Genomic DNA, 16,118 nt, shown 5'->3' on the forward strand with positions numbered 1-16,118 from the left:
CCCGCTTTCAATCATTTAAATCGCCGCATCTACTCTGCAGACGAAGATCCACCATCAACGATTGCCTGCTCGGACTCAGGAATCCCATCGGCACCCGTACTCTGTTCTTGCTCCACCTCTTCGCTGATTGCGGAGGCGGGGGTCGAGCCCTTTGCACCCACGATGTAGGCAGCCCCAAATCCTAACGCAATGGCAATCAAGGTCAAAATCACGTAGACAGGCCAATGGCGCTTAATATACGAAAACACGTTGACTCCTTAGAGCTCCGTCTACGAACGGCGGATAACCTCGGTCACGACCTCGGATACCGTAGCAATGTTCGTCGGGTTGACATTGTGGGGCAGGTCGTCCTCGGTACGAGCGCAAGCCAGACGCGTGCCGTCCACGCCGGCGATGGTAAGGGCTCGGCGGCTCGCCTCGAGCGCAGCATAGGCATCGGTCTTGGCATAGGGCATCTCGAGCGCGCCACAATCGACATGGAACGACTTGCAGACCTTGCTGACCAGGTTCATGATGCGGCGATCGCCCTTGAGCAGTTGTTGTTCGCCCTCGACCGTCACCACCGAAAGCCTACCGGCGCCGACGGATTCAAGATTGATAAAGAATACGCCGCGGAGCTTATCGCGATGCGAAGCCAAGAAGGCCTTCATGCCAGCGCCATCACAATCCGAGGCGCCCGTTGCCACAAACCAGATATCGTGACCGAGCAGCTCATCATCGCCCATAGAGGCGACAGCCGAGAGCATATCTTCGGAAGAAGCGCCATCGGAAGACGTAGCGCCACCCTTCCAGCCATCGTTATCGTCCTCGAAGTTATCCCACGAACCGATACCGCGACCGGACTTCTTGGCATCGTAATCGTCTTCGACGCCCAGCCAGTCACTCATGCTGTCCTGCTCGTTTTTCTTTTTACGGCCGAACAGACCACCCAGGCCGCGCTTACGAGACTTGGGTGCCGCCGGGGCGGGAGCCGAAATGGTCTCGATCGGCTGTGCGCCCGACGCAACGGGCATAGGAGGCGCAACGGGTGCCGATGTGGGTTCGGGGCCCTGGGCAGTAGCAAAGGGATCATTGACCTGTGCGGAGGGGTCGGGAAGGTCGAACAGCGACGTGCGAGACGCAACGTTTGCCTGCTTCATAGACGGCAGCGACGGATCGGGGACCGAAGCCAGCGGAGACGAGGAAGGTGCAGGCGACGGTGCCGACGCCGGATCGGGAACATTCATCTGCGGGCGCGGCGATGCCTGGGAGGAAATCTGGGCCATAAGGGAATCGACCGTTTCGTCCTGGGTGGGAGCGACATTGGCAACCGTGGCACCGGAACCACTCGGGGTCGGCATGGTGAAAATCTGCGTGGAATAAGGCCTCGACTCATCCGTCTCGGGAGTCTCGGAAACCGCAGGCACTTCCTCCTGCTCGACCTCGGTCGAATCATCTTGCTCGGCTGCCGCGTATTGCTCTTCGTCAGAGTTGGCCTCGACGGGCTCGTCCTCGGCGGCATCTTGGATTTCGGCAGCATCAACAGGCTCGTCATCGTCTGCCGCGTCGCCCTGCTCATCGGAAACAGGAAGGGGCTCGGCAATCGCGGTGCCCTGTTTTTCAAACGTTATCGTGGAATCGAACTGCGCGGCATCAAACGACATGGTGCTATCGACGTGCTGCTGAGCCTCGAAAGACGTCGTCGCTTCAACAACATCCGCGGACGCCGGTTGCTGGGACTCAAAGGACGTTGTAGCTTCGGCGGCTTCGACGGGCGCGGACTGCATAGCCTCGTTCTGCTCGAACTCTTGCGCCGCGAGCTCACGTGCCGCCTCGGCTGCCTGCTGCTGAGCGATAGCCTCCTGCTCGGCAGCCTCGCGTGCGGCAGCGCGCTTCTCCTCGAAATCGTCGACAAATTTCTTGCCCTTTGCAAACGCACCCTTAAAGAAGTTGGAAGCGCTGGCGCCAATCGACGAGAACGCGGATGCAATGTCGGCATGCGGCGTTGCCGCGGGAATCTCGGCCGAGAAATCAGTATCGCTCTCGTAAGACACGCGCCTCGGTTGTTCAACGTAATCGTCGTCAGACTCGTCCGCAACGTCTTGCGCCGGTGCGGCGGGAGCCAAAATGTCCAGTCCTGCCGCGGGATCGAACGCGGACACCGCCTCGGGATCGGCAACGGCAGCGGTAACCGCGGCAGACTCATCATCCGCAGCGACAACGGGCGCAGGCGCAGCCACGACGGGGGCAGGCTCGGGCTCAAACGTTGGCTCCTCGCCCTCCTCGTAATCGAGCGTGCAGGACTCGGGAAGCATTCCGAGCGCACGGATGGCATCCGAACCAAAGCGGATGTTGCCGGCGGCGTTGCGATAGAGCTTGGGCTCGGGCTCGGCAGACTCCTCCGCCGGCTCGGCAGCGGGAACCTCGTCATTGAACTCTTCGGCTTGGGCAGCCTGATTCTGATCCTCGGGCACGATAGCGCCGATCAGCGTCTCGTCGGCAGACGCACCCTCAAAGCCCTCGATTTGCTCGTCGAAAGCCTCACCCTGTTCGGGCTCGGTCTGAGCGTCGGGAGCAATCGGCTGACCGAATTCGTCCTCGGCGTAGGTAGGCTCTTCATACTCGATGGTGTTGCCGTAGTCGTTTTGCTGCTGGGCCGCGGCATATTCCGCCGCTGCGCGCGCCATTTCCTCGGCACGACGCTTCTGCTCCCCAAAATAGGTATCGAACGGAACATCGTCGGGAAACTCGTTTTCGCCCTGGAAGGGAGCAACGTTGTCCATAACGCCGAGCATAGCGGCGACAGAAGACTTGTTGCACACCGCGCCAGACGTATAGGGAAGAATGTGGCGGTTAGAGATGATGTTTACCGCGTTGGCGAGTGCAACGAGGGAAGCGAGGATCGCGACAATCCACAGCAGAACCTTGAGCGCGCCGGGGAGCGGCAGAATACGCAGGATGGCAACGGCAGCGGGGGCAACCGTGGCAACGGGCAACAGCTTGGCGATGAGTGCACGATACGAAGCATAAGGCTCGCGGGCGAGCAGCTCAGCACGGGGAGAGTCGTAGTGTGCGACAACGACCACCGGGCGGTTACGCGGGGACGCGAGCGGGCCCGAGGCCTTGTGGTAGGCGATGACATTTTGGCTCACGCCCGTCTTGCCCAGGCGCGAAACCACGGGGTGGCCCGTGCGCTCGAGCACGTAAAGAACGGCGCCGACAATGGCCAGCAAGGTGCCGACCAAGCCGATACCGCCGCCGATGCCCATCAGCAGGGCGCCGGCAAACGCAAGAATACCGGTAACGGCAAATGCCAACCTACTGGGCGCCGGGGCATTGAACTCCTGAACCTCGGGGTCAAAGCCGTGGTTGCGGAAGATCTGAGCGATATCTTCGGCAGCCAAGCGCTCTTCTTCGCTGCATGCCGGCGTAATGCCGGTGTTCTGCAGCAGGTGGTTAATATAGTTCTGGGTGTTCGCCATGTGCGCTCCACATCCATAATCCGACAAATAGGCCCAATGCATGCACATTAGAACCGTATATAGTCGAAAGTATACCCCGAGCGAGCGCAAACGACCGAATTCGGGCCATCTTAACGCCCCGAGCGGACAAGGATATAGCCTAATCTCCATATCGGACTAAAATCATGGCAGCAAACCACCTTCTCATGCGAGGACTCTATGACGGCAAGCGACACGACCGAGACAATTAAAAAGGGAAATTCGGAGCCCAGTTTCGATAAAACGGCTCAGCGCATCCTCAATCTTTTCTTTGTGCTCAATAGCTCCCCCGAACCGCTGACGACCGAGCAGATCGTCTTGGATTCTGACCTGGGATATGGCTCGGGCAATATCGACTCGGATAAGCGCAAGTTTCGACGCGATCGTGACAAGCTGCTCGAACGCGGCATCTTAATCAAGGAGGTTCGCCCCACCGGCGCGCAGGAGACCGAGGAAAGCTCGTGGACAATCGACCGCGAGCACACGTTTGCGGCAGGCGGCCTCATTACCGCAGACGACGCCGATATCCTGCTCAACGCCATCGACCAGACACTAGCGGCCGGCTCATCCACTTTTGCCGCACCGCTTGCCGATATTCGCTCCAAGATTGCCTATCTCACCGGCAGGACGACGGTAGACGAGGCGCCGATCAGCCGCTCTCCCACCGTCGATGCGGTTTGGAGCGCCTTTGCCGAGCGATGCGCGCTACGATTTTTATATCAGAACGGACGCGGCGAGCAGAGAGAACGTACCGTCTGCGTCTACGGCATGTTCGAGCGCGAGGGCGTGGCGTACTTCTGCGGCCTCGACAACGTCACCGACGACATCAGGACATTCCGCTGCGACCGTATCGTTCGCGCTTGGCGTCCTTCGAAGGCCTACGTCATCCCCGCGGACTTCAACCTCAGCGACTACCTGTTCTTTGAATTCGATTTTGCCGACCGACCGCCCGTTGCAGCCACGTTCTCATTCGCCCCTCAGACGCAGATCGATATGATCAACGGTCTCACGCGTGGGCGAGGTGAGCTCGTACACACCGATGTGGGATGGACCTGGACCGTTGACGTGCGCGATCTTGAAGCCGGCGCCTCATTTTGCATGGCCCACGCCATGGACGGCATGAGGCCCGTGGCCCCCAAATCGCTCAAACAGGCGTGGAACCACCTCATTGAAAGGACGGTGCACGAGCATGCCCGTGCGTAAACTCACCAGCGAGCAGAGACTCTCGCGCGCCATCGACATCATGGAGGCCCTCTACGCCGCCGGCGAGAGCGGCATGACACGAACCGAGATTTGCAGCCGCTTTGACATCACGGGAGTATCGCTCGACGAGATTCTCGAGATCGTCTCGACGCTCGCGGACCGAGAATCTGGTGCGCGCATCATCTGCGAATGCCACGGCGAGCGTGTGATCCTCACCGGTGACGCCGGGCGTGTGCTACCGTTGCGCCTGAGTGCCGCCGAGGGCGCTGTGCTCAACCACGAACTTGAATCGTTGGGGATCGAGCCGCAGACGGCAGCCCGGATTCGACATGCCCTTCTACCCGAAGAGCTCGGCTATAACCAGCGCGTCTTTGACACCGTCAACCACGGGTCGCACTGGCAGCAGCTGAGCTGCGCCATTCAGGACGGCGTTCGCTGCCGCATCTCATATCGCTCGATGGACGATGCACGGCCACGCGAGCGTCTGGTCGACCCCTTGCGCATTACGGCAAACGGCGACCAAACATACCTGATTGCCTGGGACATCACAGTCGATGAGCAGCGCACCTATCGCATGGATAAAATCGAGGGACTCGCCTTGACGGAAGACTCCGTCGTGCCTCACGCACCGGACGTCGCATCCCTCCACGATTCCCTTGCCCGGACGCAGCGCAGCGCAAAGCTCTTGATGCCATTCGATATGGCGGAGCATCTGGACTGGGCCGGCATCACCCTAATCGAGCGCGGCGGGGCAGACATGGCAACGGTAACCGTGCATTACGGCTCCGAGCGTTGGCTACTGAGCCAGGTAATCGCAGCGGGCGGAGCCATCCGCATCTTGGATGACCCCGCCCTGTCAAAGCGCCTGTGCGATATGGCAAAAACCCTCGTCTGTCCGCTTTAGCGCCGCCGCTCGTGGCGTGCGCGCCACAGTTGCAGATAGTGCCCGATCTGCGCCGATTCGATGCGCTGGTAGGAGCTCGTGGGCAGCGACGTTAAGAACTTCTTTCCGTAGCCCTTCGTCACCAGGCGCGGGTCGGCCAGAATCAGCACGCCGCAATCGGTCGACGAGCGGATAAGGCGGCCGGCCGCCTGCTTGACCTCGAGCACCGCCTCGGGCAGCGAATAGCGCGCCCAAGCGCGGTCTTCGCGCAGGTTGCGCTCGCACGAGAGCGGGTCCGTGGGGCTCGAGAACGGCAGCTTGGGAATGATGACGCAGCGCAGTGTCTCGCCGCTGGCGTCGAATCCCTCCCAGAAGGCCTTAAGAGCAAAAAGCGACGAGGTCGGCTCGTTGATAAACCGGTCGCGCAGGCGACGAGGAGATGAGTTGCGCTGCTGGCAGTTGAGCTCCAGACCCGCACGGGCCATCTTGGGCTCAACGCGGGCGTACAGGTCTTCCATGTCGCGCCGATTGGTAAACAATGTGAGCACCGATCCGCCCATGGCAAGATGGGCGTCGACCAGCACGCGCTCGAGCGCCGTAAGATAGCTCTCACGATCGCGCGGATCGGGTATATCGCCCGCAACGACTACAGCCATGTTCGAATCAAAGTCGTAGCTCGAGTCCAAGTGCAGCGATGAGGATGTTGAAGCACCGATGCGATCGAGGCCGACCGCGTGGTTAAAGTGTTCAAAGCTTTTGGACACCGTCATGGTCGCCGAGGCAAAGATAGCCGTGTGAACCTCGGGCAGCCACTCGGTTGCCAAGGCCTCGCCAATGTCGATGCGCTCTGCGGTCATTGACTCTCCGCCGGCACGCAACCTGCGATTGACCTGCAGCGAATACACGTAGTGTTCATCGGTGCCGTCGATGATGAGTTTGAGGTTCTCGGCCAGCTCGTGCAGGCGGCGCGAGATATCGCCCAAGTCGACAACAACCTCGGGCTTGTCGGCGGCGACGGCTTGCACCAGCGCGTCGACGCACTTGTCAGCTTGTTCCAATGCATCGATGGCAGCGTAGGCCGACTGTAAGAAATCATGCCAGTCGTCAGATTCGCGCAGCTCGGGGCCAATCCATAGATTGGCATTGTCATAACCCCCACGGGCACGGCGGCCGAGCTCGCGAACGCCATCGAACACGTCGGCGATTGCCATGCTCGCGCGCGCAACCGTCGACGTCGCCTTGGCAGTAAGGCCCAGATAGAGCGTAGAGCCCTCGGAGGTTGCCAAATCACGGGAGACCTGGCTTAGCGCACCGGTGCTCGAGCCACCCAGGCGCTCAAACAGAACGCGTGATTCGTCCGCCGACACCACGCGCGCCCACTGACGGCGCGCCTCGCGCTCGATAGAATGAGCCTCGTCGATTACCCAATGACGAATCGGAGGCAAAATCCTGCCCTCGGCCGCAACATTGCGGAACAGCAGGGAATGGTTGGTGACCACCACGTCGGCATGCGCTGCACGACGGCGAGCGCCGTGGACCAAACATTTATCAGGGAAAAACGGGCAGAGGCGACGAGCACACTCGCGCGAGGCCGTCGTAAAGTCGGGGCGGTTGACGCTGCGCCACCGAATGCCGAGCGAGTCGAGGTCGCCATCGGCTGATTGGCAGACGTACGCCATAATGACCGCGACCGCCGTGAGCGTGTCCGCCGGATCGCGCTTGGTGGTAATCTCGACCTGGCCGCGGCTCATGCGCTCAAGCTTGCGCAGGCACGGATAGTGGTCATAGCCCTTGAGAGCGCAAAATGACAGGCCACCGTCCAGTTGCTCGGCAAGTTTTGGCAGCTCATGGTACATGAGCTGGTCGGCAAGATTGTTCGATTTGGTCGCAATACCAACCGTGATGTTGTTACGGCGTGCTGCCTCGGCAAAAGGCACCAGATAGGCCATCGATTTGCCGACGCCCGTGCCCGCCTCAATTACACGATGAGTGCCCGTGACCAGCGCATCGCGGACCTCGAGCGCCATCGCGATCTGCTCATCACGCGGCTCGTAGGTGGGATACATGCGATTGACCAGGCCACCTGGCGCATAGTCTGCCTCAATCTCCTCACGACTCGGCATCTTGAGTACCGGCAGTTCGTCGGCGTCCACCCGATCGTCGGCGCGATCGGCCTTGAGAACGTCAGCACGAGCGGCGCTGAGAGAGAAGATAGAACCAGGGTTCTGCCCCGCCAAGAATGAGAAGATAGGACGATAGGACCAAGGCACATCCGGATGCATGTCGGCTAGGCGCGCCATGAGGCCCTGAGGCAAGTCGGTGAGCGCCACGAGCAACACGCGCCATACGCCACACAGGGCGTCGACGTCGGCATTGGCACGGTGTGATACCGAGTCACAGCCAAACAGATCGGCCATAAAAGACAGCTTGTGCGAGGCCAGGCGCGGAAGCGCGATGCGCGACAGCGCCAGCGAATCAATCCAGATATCGCTCACGTTGACGCCGCCTTTGACCGACTCGATAAACGAGCGGTCGAACGTGGCGTTATGTGCGATCACCGGGCAACCACCGACAAAATCGGCGAGAGCGGCGACGGCCTCAACAGCCGACGGGGCATCTGCCACATCGGCATTTGTAATGCTCGTGAGCTCGGTAATCTCGGCGGGAATCAGCTGCTTGGGATGCACGAAGGTATCGAAGCGGTCGACGACCTCGCGACCCGAAAGGCGGGCCGCCGAGATCTCGATCAGCTCGTTGTCCTGCACCGAAAGACCCGTTGTCTCGGTATCGAGGACGATCACATCTTCCTCAATAAGGCCGAAGGACTGTGTTTTGGCGCGCTCGGCAAGCGTGGCATAGGAGTCGATGACAAACTGCGGCGTTCCTGACAAAACCGCGTCCTCGATTAGCATGCAATGCCCGCTCGACGAAGGCCCATACGGATCAGGCTGTCACAGACCTGCGGGAACGTCATGTCGTCGGTGTGGCGAATCTCATCCGGATACAGCGACGTATCGGTCATGCCGGGAATGGTATTGGTCTCGAGGATGACGGGGCCGTCCTCGCTCACGATAAAATCGCTGCGCGAGATGCCCAGGCAACCGAGGGCCTTGTGAGCAGCACAGGCAAGCTCCTGAGCGCGAGCGTAATTCTCGGGTGAAATCTGCGCCGGAATACGATGGATGTCCGTAGGGTCGACATACTTCACGTCCAGATCGTAGAACTCGCAGTCCTCGGGCTTACGAATCTCGACAATCGGCAGAGCGCGCACGTCATCTTCGCCGTATACGCCGACGGTGATCTCGGTACCCTCGATGCACTTCTCGACCAGTACTTTGTCGCCGTACTCAAACGCCTTGGCGATTGCCGCGAGCAGCTCGGAGGGCTCATGGACCAGGGAAATGCCATAGCTGGAACCGTTGACGGCCGGCTTCACAAAGCAGCGCTCGCCACAAACCTCGACGATACGATCGATATCGACTTCATCGCCCACCTCGAGCGCAAGGCCGGGGGCAATGGGAATGCCCGCCTTGGCGTACAGGAGCTTAGAGACCTCCTTGTCGGCACCGCAGGCGCTGGCAAGCACGCCCGAAGCCGTGTAGGGGATACCCAGGGTCTCCATGGCGCCTTGCATGGCGCCATCCTCGCCGCCGGCACCGTGCATGGCGATAAACGCCACGTCAAAGCCGCCGGTTGCCATGGTTACCATAAAGTCATCAGCAGCCGTGTCGAGCAGCTCCACCGAAGTGTAGCCGGCCTCCTTCAAGGCAACCACGACGTTCTTTCCCGAATTGAGCGAGATCTCGCGCTCAGCGGAATGACCGCCCGCCAAGACCGCTACGTGCATGTTCTCTAGGCTTTTACCCGGCATGGGCAGACTCCTCCTCTATAATTTCTGCAGCTGATACCATATTGTAGCGATACCCTCTACGTTTCCCCAAAATCGAAAGGCTTCCATGAATCCCAGGACTAAATCTCAGGACATTCGCGACTTGAGCCAAAACGATATTCGCGAGCTCGTGGCCGAACTTGGCCAGCCAGCCTTCCGCGCGAAGCAGCTCATCGAATGGGTCTTTGAGAAGAACGTTTGTTCGTTTGACGATATGACAAACCTTCCTAAGGCTTTCCGCGAGCAGCTTAAAGAGGCTTTTGCCTTTGACACGCCGACTGAACTAACCAAGCAGGTTTCCAAAGATGGCTCTCGCAAGTATTTGCTCGAGTACCACGACGGCGTTTCCGTCGAGACTGTCGGCATGCCCCGTCGTAACAAGCTTTCCGTCTGCGTTTCCACCCAAGCTGGCTGTGGCATGGGCTGCGCCTTTTGCGCTACCGGTCTCAACGGCCTCAAGCGCTCTCTGACCGCTCAAGAGATCGTCGACCAGGTACTTCATGTATCCAACGACTTTGGCGAGCGCGCCACGAGCGTTGTCTTCATGGGCCAGGGCGAGCCGTTTGCCAACTACGACGAGGTTCTCAAGGCGCTGCGAATCCTCAACGACCCCGATGGCATCGGTATCGGCGCTCGTCACCTCACCGTCTCTACCAGTGGCGTTATTCCCGGTATTCGCAAATTTGCCGACATCCCCGAGCAGTTCACGCTTGCTGTTTCACTGCATTCCGCCATCCAGTCGACGCGCAATAAGCTCATGCCCGGTGTTAAGAAGTACACGCTGCTTCGCCTTCACGAAGCGCTTCAGCTCTACACCGAGAAGACCGGCCGCCGCCCAACCTATGAGTATGCCATGATCGAAGGCGTCAACGATACGAATCCGGAAATGCAGGCGCTCTGCGACTTCTGCGAGGGAACGCTGTGCCACGTTAACCTCATTCAGCTTAACGACATCGAGGGTAGCCCGCTCAAGCCGTCGCCGATTCATAAGGTTGAGGATCTTCAGCGTCGCCTTGAGTCCCGTGGCATCGAGACAACGATTCGTAACTCCCGTGGTAACGATATTGACGCCGCTTGCGGACAGCTGAAGCAGCGCTTCAAAGTTCAGAAGAACGCATAGGGGAGTCGCACCCCAAAACGTTTCATGTGAAACATCGAACGGCCACGGTTGCAGGATATGCAACCGTGGCCGTTTCATTTATTGACCTTAATTTTGAATCAGCTGCTACGGTCCCATTTTTACGGCCAAAATAAGGGGTCCTTGTCTCGTGAATCAGACAAGGACCTATCAAAATATGCTAAGTAATTGTTAGGTACCTAATAGCCTACATTTTCCCATTGGTTGTTAACCCAACCTTGATTAATCTTTGGATTCTTCGTTACCTGAGCAGTACGCATAGCAACATCTTCTGTCATAACATCCATTTTCTTCTTGGAAGTATCGACGATATCCTGCGCACCACGAAGCAAACGACCTCGAAGTTCATCGTCTGTCGCGATCTTATAGCCAGCAAAGGCACCAGCCGCGACAGTCGTCACCAATGCAATCGCTGTTAAAATCTTATTCCTCATCTTGGCCTCCTTGATCAAACTGAATCATTTCGCCAAGAATACGAGAGAGCTCTTCCTCGTCTTTAAACTCAATCTCAATCTTATTCTTTCCACGCGAGCTCTTCACACGCACATTGGTATTAAATACCTGACGAAGCACACGGGCAGCCTTTTTAAAGGACTGAGGCGTTGCAGGCCTTGGCGTCTTAGGTGTCTCTCCGGCAGAAAACAACGGAGCAAGATTTTCTGTCGCTCTTACGGAAAGGCCCTCTGTAACAACTTTCTCTGCAAGTCGAATACGCGCGTCCTCATAGGGAACTGCAAGAATCGCACGTGCATGACCAGCAGTAAGTTTGCCCTCAAAAATCATCTGCTGAACTACTTCGGGGAGATCGAGAAGACGTAGCGAGTTTGTAATTGCAGAGCGTGACTTGCTTACTGCCTTCGACAATGCCTCCTGGGTCATCCCGCTGGCATCAATGAGTTGGCGATAGCCCTTAGCCTCTTCGACGGGATTCAGATCAGAACGCTGAAGGTTTTCGATAAGAGCAAGAGCCAGCATCTCTTCATCATTTACCTCTTTAATGATGACTGGCAATTCTTCAAGGCCAGCAAGCTTTGACGCCTGGTAACGACGCTCACCAGCGATGATCTCATAGCCGTTTCCATGCTTGCGAACCAAAAGCGGCTGCAAAACGCCATGTTCTTGGATTGACTCGCTCAACTCGCGAAGTTCAGTTTCGTTAAAGTGAATTCGCGGCTGATTAGGGTTGGGAACGATATCCTCAATAGGTAGTTTTGTTTCAGATGCGGCATTTGAAGCCGATGCAGCCGAACCGCCGGTCTCATACTCGGCCTCTGAGACCAAAGCATTGAGTCCACGTCCCAATCCGCCACGTTTCTTTACACTAGGCACGCTTGATCACCTCTTTTGCAAGGTTCATATATGCTTTTGCACCCTTATTTTGAGGTGCATAGGTAATTACCGGTTCTCCAAAAGACGGAGCTTCGGAGATTTTAACCGTACGGGGGATTAGCGTCTTAAACGCCTTATCACCAAAGTACGATTGGACCTCCTCAACAACCTGATTCGATAGTGAAGTACGCGAGTCATACATGGTCATAAGCACACCATAGGTGTCTAAGCCCTTGTTCAGCCGTGATTTGACCATCTTCATTGACTCAAGCAGCTTCGTAACGCCCTCGAGTGCGTAATATTCGCACTGGATCGGAATCAAAACGCTGTCTGCTGCGGTCAAAGCGTTGATAGTAAGCAGGCCGAGCGAAGGAGGACAGTCAATGAAAATAAAGTCAAACTCGTCCTGAATCGGCTCAAGCAAATCTTTGAGGCGGGTTTCACGAGCAATTGCGCTTACGAGCTCAATTTCCGCGCCTGCAAGTTGAATTGTAGCCGGAATAACGAATACCTTTTTACAATTTGTATCAAGAACAAGCGATTCTGCCGGCACATCATTCAACAATGCATCATAGATGCAGTGATCAAGGTCTTCTTTTTCAATTCCGAATCCACTGGTGCTGTTTCCCTGCGGATCAAAATCGACAATCAGTGTCTTACGACCCTGCTCACCCAGTGCTGCTGCAAGGTTTACAGCCGTCGTTGACTTACCGACGCCGCCTTTTTGATTGATGATTGCAATGATACGCGTGTCTTTTGCGCTCTTAGAACGCTTAACGTCGCGAAATCCCACGGTCCCTCCTGGTGTGTATTAAAGCTGTCAAACGGAGGATGTTTCACGTGAAACATTCCGAATCGATATCAACCGCCATGTTTCACGTGAAACACTGCAAGTTGTTAGTATCCATTATGTTTCACGTGAAACATCTAGGCAAGCGGATTCTTCTTTGCCACGCCATTTGCACGAGGCAATGAGACGGATGCTGGATGACTCTTCCTAAGAACAATGAACTCCCTGTGACCCAAGCCTTCAGGCAAATCAATTGCGTCATTCAGAAGCAAAGTGAAGCCGCAAATCTTAGCTGCTGACATGCCGGAAGCAAGCTCCTCATCCGAAGGATTGCCCTTGGTTATAACAAATAGCCCTCCATCCTTCAGATACGGAGCCGCATACTCAATAAGAATCGGTAGAGGGGCCAGTGCGCGGGCGGTTACAACAGAGAACTGCTTCTTATGGCTTCGAGCATATTCTTCAAGACGATCATGAACCGCATGAGCATGTTTCAATCCAAGAGCATGGACAAAGGAATTAACCGCATCAACCTTCTTGCCAACGGAGTCAATATAAGTAGCTTTACGATGCGTGGTTATGGTTAATGGAATACCAGGGAAGCCCGCACCTGTTCCCATATCGAGCAAAGCTCCCTCAAGAGCCTTGTTGATATAGGGGAGCAAAACAAGTGAGTCGAGGATATGAAGTACTGCAGCATCTTCTACGTTAAGAATACGGGTGAGATTGGTTGTCTTATTTGTTTCTAGAACCAAATCCAAATGCTGAATACATTTCCTTAGCTCAACATCAGTTACGCTCAAGGAATACTCTTTGCAATAGGAAGTTAGACGACTCAACATCTCGTCAGCCTGCTGATCAGTAAGTACTAACAACGAAAGCTCCTTTCTGACAAAAATCAGTGTATCGAGAACTTTTGACAAAAAAAGGGGACGTGGAAACCACGTCCCCTTAGCATAAGCTCGAGAAGATTATCGAGCAACAATCACCACATGGCGATCAGGGTCAGAACCCTCAGAATGAGTATCGACGGCATCATTGCCACGAAGTGCAATGTGAACCAGTCGACGCTCGTAGGCATTCATGGGCGGAAGCGAAACACTCTTATGAGTGCGGATGGCACGCTCGGCAGCAGACTGAACCATGGAAGCAACCTTGTCCTGACGGCGACTCTTGTATCCCTCTACGTCCACTACAACCGGATACCTAAAGCCAAGTTTGCGGCTCACCAGCAAAGAGAACATAACCTGAAGGGCATCAAGGGTGCGACCATGACGGCCAATGAGAACAGCAAGATCGGGAGCAGTTACATCCAAAATCAGCTCACCCTCGTCGCCCTCATACTCATCGATAGGAGAGTTGGCGGCATCGAAGTGCGAAAGGATGGAACGCAGGATGGAAATCGCAACATCGGCAATGGTGTCGAGCTCCTCATCGGTCAGCTCTTCACCAGCCTTGTAGCGCTGTGCAATCTCGGGATAATCGCCCGCGACCTGCGGGGCAACCTCCTCAAGCATATCCTCGATGATCTCTTCAGACATAACGTACTCCAAAAGTTAGGTACCTAAATAAGATTGATATCCCACTACTTCTTCTTGTGCGGGCGCGGCTTCTTCTCTCGACGAGTGACCTCAACCTGCAGCGGAGCGTTCTTAAGACGCTCCTCCTCATCGGCCTTCGCCTTGTCGATGACCTTCTGCGTCACAAAAATCTGCTGGATAACCTGCCAAGCAGACGAGACGTCGTAGTACAGCAGAACACCAACGGGAAGGCTCCAGCCCATCCAAAGCATCATGACCGTCATGACAACGGCCATCATACGCATGCTCTGAGCCTGCTGGCCGGTCTGGTTGCGCGACATATAGAGCTGCGGAATCAGGGTCAGGACGGCGAACAGGATCAGGCAAACCAGCGCAGGCAGCGCGACCATAAAGCCATCGGCAAAGGAAGCGCTCGGCGTGGTGGTCAGGTCGGGCAGGATGTTGAAGAACGAGAACGTGCCGTCGTTAAAGTACTGCGGCAGGTTGCGCAGCAATGTAAACAGGGCGAACAGGATAGGCATCTGAATCAGCAGCGGCAGACAGCCAGCCATGGGGTTGAACTTGTTCTCGCTGTAGAACTTCTGCATCTCCTCGGCCTGACGCTGGGGATCGTCGGCATAGCGCTCCTGGATCTCGAGCATCTTGGGCTGCAGCACCTGCATGCGAGCCGTCGACTTGGTCGACTTGAGCATGAGCGGCGTCAGCAGCAGACGGATGATGACCACCAGGATGATGATGGACAGGCCCCAGTCGACCGCAAAGGTCTGGATGAGCTTGAGCAGCTCGAAAAGGATGTTAACGATCCAATCCCACATGTAAGTTTTCCTCCGATAGCGAGTGCCCGCTAGGGCACAGGGTCATAACCGCCGACGTGCAGGGGATTGCAGCGAGCGATGCGCCTCACGGCAAGCCAGCAGCCTCTCAAAACACCGTGCTTCTCAATCGCCTGGACGGCGTATTGCGAGCACGTTGGGTAATAAATGCAGGCGTCAGGCAATAAGGGCGAAATAACCTGTTGATATATGCGAATAGGAGCGATGGCAACACGTCGCAAAACGTGATTGCTCATCGCTCCTCCCCGGCAACACCGGCGCGCTTCATAAGCGAACGCAATGCCTTGTCCATCTCCTGCGGCGAGGAAACCCTCGTCTTGGGAGTTGCAAACAAGATGATGTCATAACCCGCAACGGGAAATCCGCAGCTGCGGGCGGCCTCGCGCATCACACGCTTAGATCGGTTGCGCACGACGGCACAACCGAGTCGCTTAGCACCAACGAAGGCGACCCTTCCGGAGTCGCCTTCGCCAACCGATTCACATATGGTCATTCGAATCAGAGGGTGATTGAAACGACGCCCCTGACTGAACACATGCTCGAAATCTTGCCGAGACTTAATAGTCTTCATGCGAGATGTGTGTATCGCTGCTAGACAGTGAGACGCTTGCGGCCCTTGGCACGACGACGGGCGAGCACGGCACGACCACCCTTAGTGGCCATACGGGCACGGAAGCCATGGGTCTTGGCACGCTTACGCTTATTAGGCTGATACGTACGCTTCATCTTAAGTTCCTCCTGCTGCATTTCGAGTGTCCGCGGGGACGCGGACGCAGATATAGACACGTGAGCTTGAAGATTGTAGGGAAATCAATGTTCAAATGTCAAGAAATCAAAGGTAAAAGGTTGCGCAGTTCACACGGTTCCCCCATAAGCACAACCGAAATTTGCGCCTCATGGCAACCTTTCACGATATTTCATCGAGTTTTCAACAGGTCATGTTGGCAATGTTGAGAACTTTTCGCCCGTTTTCCAAAGTTTTCAACAAGTTTTGAAAAGTTGTCGAAAGATGAGAAACGTTGCACGGTGAGCT

The 16,118-nt window shown here is 56.5% G+C and carries 16 protein-coding genes; 3 read left to right on the forward strand and 13 right to left on the reverse strand.

Annotation, left to right across the window (positions count from 1 at the left end; genetic code table 11):
- Positions 1-29: 29 nt before the first annotated feature.
- Positions 30-248 carry a hypothetical protein gene (locus ARB25_RS08235; protein ID WP_022094153.1) on the reverse strand — a complete coding sequence of 73 codons (219 nt, stop codon included), beginning with the start codon at positions 246-248 and terminating at the stop codon, positions 30-32.
- Positions 249-269: 21 nt separating this feature from the next.
- Entirely contained in the window at positions 270-3,461 is a 3,192-nt protein-coding gene (locus ARB25_RS08240; protein WP_055287286.1) for a hypothetical protein, read from the reverse strand.
- 198 nt (positions 3,462-3,659) lie between these two features.
- Here ARB25_RS08240 and ARB25_RS08245 point away from each other — a divergent pair, with 198 nt between their 5' ends.
- Both ARB25_RS08245 and ARB25_RS08250 read left to right on the forward strand, forming a co-directional pair.
- Positions 3,660-4,682, forward strand: a complete 1,023-nt coding sequence (locus ARB25_RS08245) for a helix-turn-helix transcriptional regulator (protein ID WP_055287288.1) — start codon at positions 3,660-3,662, stop codon at positions 4,680-4,682.
- Positions 4,669-5,586 carry a helix-turn-helix transcriptional regulator gene (locus tag ARB25_RS08250; protein ID WP_055287290.1) on the forward strand — a complete coding sequence of 306 codons (918 nt, stop codon included), beginning with the start codon at positions 4,669-4,671 and terminating at the stop codon, positions 5,584-5,586. Before ARB25_RS08245 ends, ARB25_RS08250 begins: the two co-directional genes overlap by 14 nt.
- Here ARB25_RS08250 and ARB25_RS08255 read toward each other — a convergent pair.
- Positions 5,583-8,477 carry a helicase C-terminal domain-containing protein gene (locus ARB25_RS08255; protein ID WP_055287291.1) on the reverse strand — a complete coding sequence of 965 codons (2,895 nt, stop codon included), beginning with the start codon at positions 8,475-8,477 and terminating at the stop codon, positions 5,583-5,585. The two genes, ARB25_RS08250 and ARB25_RS08255, sit on opposite strands and share 4 nt — an antisense overlap.
- Entirely contained in the window at positions 8,471-9,436 is a 966-nt protein-coding gene (locus ARB25_RS08260) for a D-alanine--D-alanine ligase family protein (RefSeq protein WP_055287293.1), read from the reverse strand. Before ARB25_RS08260 ends, ARB25_RS08255 begins: the two co-directional genes overlap by 7 nt.
- Before the next feature lie 85 nt (positions 9,437-9,521).
- Between ARB25_RS08260 and rlmN the strand changes: the two genes are divergently transcribed.
- Positions 9,522-10,574, forward strand: coding sequence for a dual-specificity RNA methyltransferase RlmN (rlmN, locus tag ARB25_RS08265; RefSeq protein WP_055287295.1), 1,053 nt, complete (start codon positions 9,522-9,524; stop codon positions 10,572-10,574).
- 197 nt (positions 10,575-10,771) lie between these two features.
- Here the strand turns inward: rlmN and ARB25_RS08270 are convergent, their stop codons facing one another.
- The 9 genes from ARB25_RS08270 to rpmH form a co-directional block, all read right to left on the reverse strand.
- Positions 10,772-11,026 carry a hypothetical protein gene (locus tag ARB25_RS08270; protein WP_055287297.1) on the reverse strand — a complete coding sequence of 85 codons (255 nt, stop codon included), beginning with the start codon at positions 11,024-11,026 and terminating at the stop codon, positions 10,772-10,774.
- A complete protein-coding gene (locus ARB25_RS08275) occupies positions 11,016-11,921 on the reverse strand; it encodes a ParB/RepB/Spo0J family partition protein (protein WP_172676351.1) in 906 nt (301 codons plus the stop codon). The genes ARB25_RS08270 and ARB25_RS08275 overlap by 11 nt, the downstream gene beginning before the upstream one ends.
- On the reverse strand, positions 11,914-12,714 hold the full coding sequence (locus ARB25_RS08280; protein WP_022093800.1) for a ParA family protein: 801 nt from the start codon (positions 12,712-12,714) through the stop codon (positions 11,914-11,916). The genes ARB25_RS08275 and ARB25_RS08280 overlap by 8 nt, the downstream gene beginning before the upstream one ends.
- Before the next feature lie 134 nt (positions 12,715-12,848).
- The gene (rsmG, locus tag ARB25_RS08285; protein ID WP_253276075.1) at positions 12,849-13,514 is read right to left on the reverse strand and encodes a 16S rRNA (guanine(527)-N(7))-methyltransferase RsmG; all 666 of its coding nucleotides are present in this window, start codon (positions 13,512-13,514) and stop codon (positions 12,849-12,851) included.
- A gap of 168 nt (positions 13,515-13,682) precedes the next feature.
- Positions 13,683-14,252, reverse strand: a complete 570-nt coding sequence (locus tag ARB25_RS08290) for a Jag family protein (protein ID WP_055287298.1) — start codon at positions 14,250-14,252, stop codon at positions 13,683-13,685.
- A gap of 44 nt (positions 14,253-14,296) precedes the next feature.
- Positions 14,297-15,067: a YidC/Oxa1 family membrane protein insertase gene (locus ARB25_RS08295; RefSeq protein WP_006236192.1), complete on the reverse strand. Its 771-nt coding sequence runs from the start codon at positions 15,065-15,067 to the stop codon at positions 14,297-14,299.
- Positions 15,068-15,096: 29 nt separating this feature from the next.
- A complete protein-coding gene (gene yidD, locus ARB25_RS09845; RefSeq protein WP_082421942.1) occupies positions 15,097-15,321 on the reverse strand; it encodes a membrane protein insertion efficiency factor YidD in 225 nt (74 codons plus the stop codon).
- The gene (rnpA, locus tag ARB25_RS08300) at positions 15,318-15,656 is read right to left on the reverse strand and encodes a ribonuclease P protein component (RefSeq protein ID WP_006236191.1); all 339 of its coding nucleotides are present in this window, start codon (positions 15,654-15,656) and stop codon (positions 15,318-15,320) included. Before rnpA ends, yidD begins: the two co-directional genes overlap by 4 nt.
- Before the next feature lie 20 nt (positions 15,657-15,676).
- A complete protein-coding gene (gene rpmH, locus ARB25_RS08305; RefSeq protein ID WP_019127408.1) occupies positions 15,677-15,811 on the reverse strand; it encodes a 50S ribosomal protein L34 in 135 nt (44 codons plus the stop codon).
- Positions 15,812-16,118: the final 307 nt, after the last annotated feature.

Origin of the sequence: Collinsella aerofaciens (genome assembly GCF_001405375.1) — a bacterium.
In the GTDB taxonomy this organism is placed as follows: domain Bacteria; phylum Actinomycetota; class Coriobacteriia; order Coriobacteriales; family Coriobacteriaceae; genus Collinsella; species Collinsella aerofaciens_F.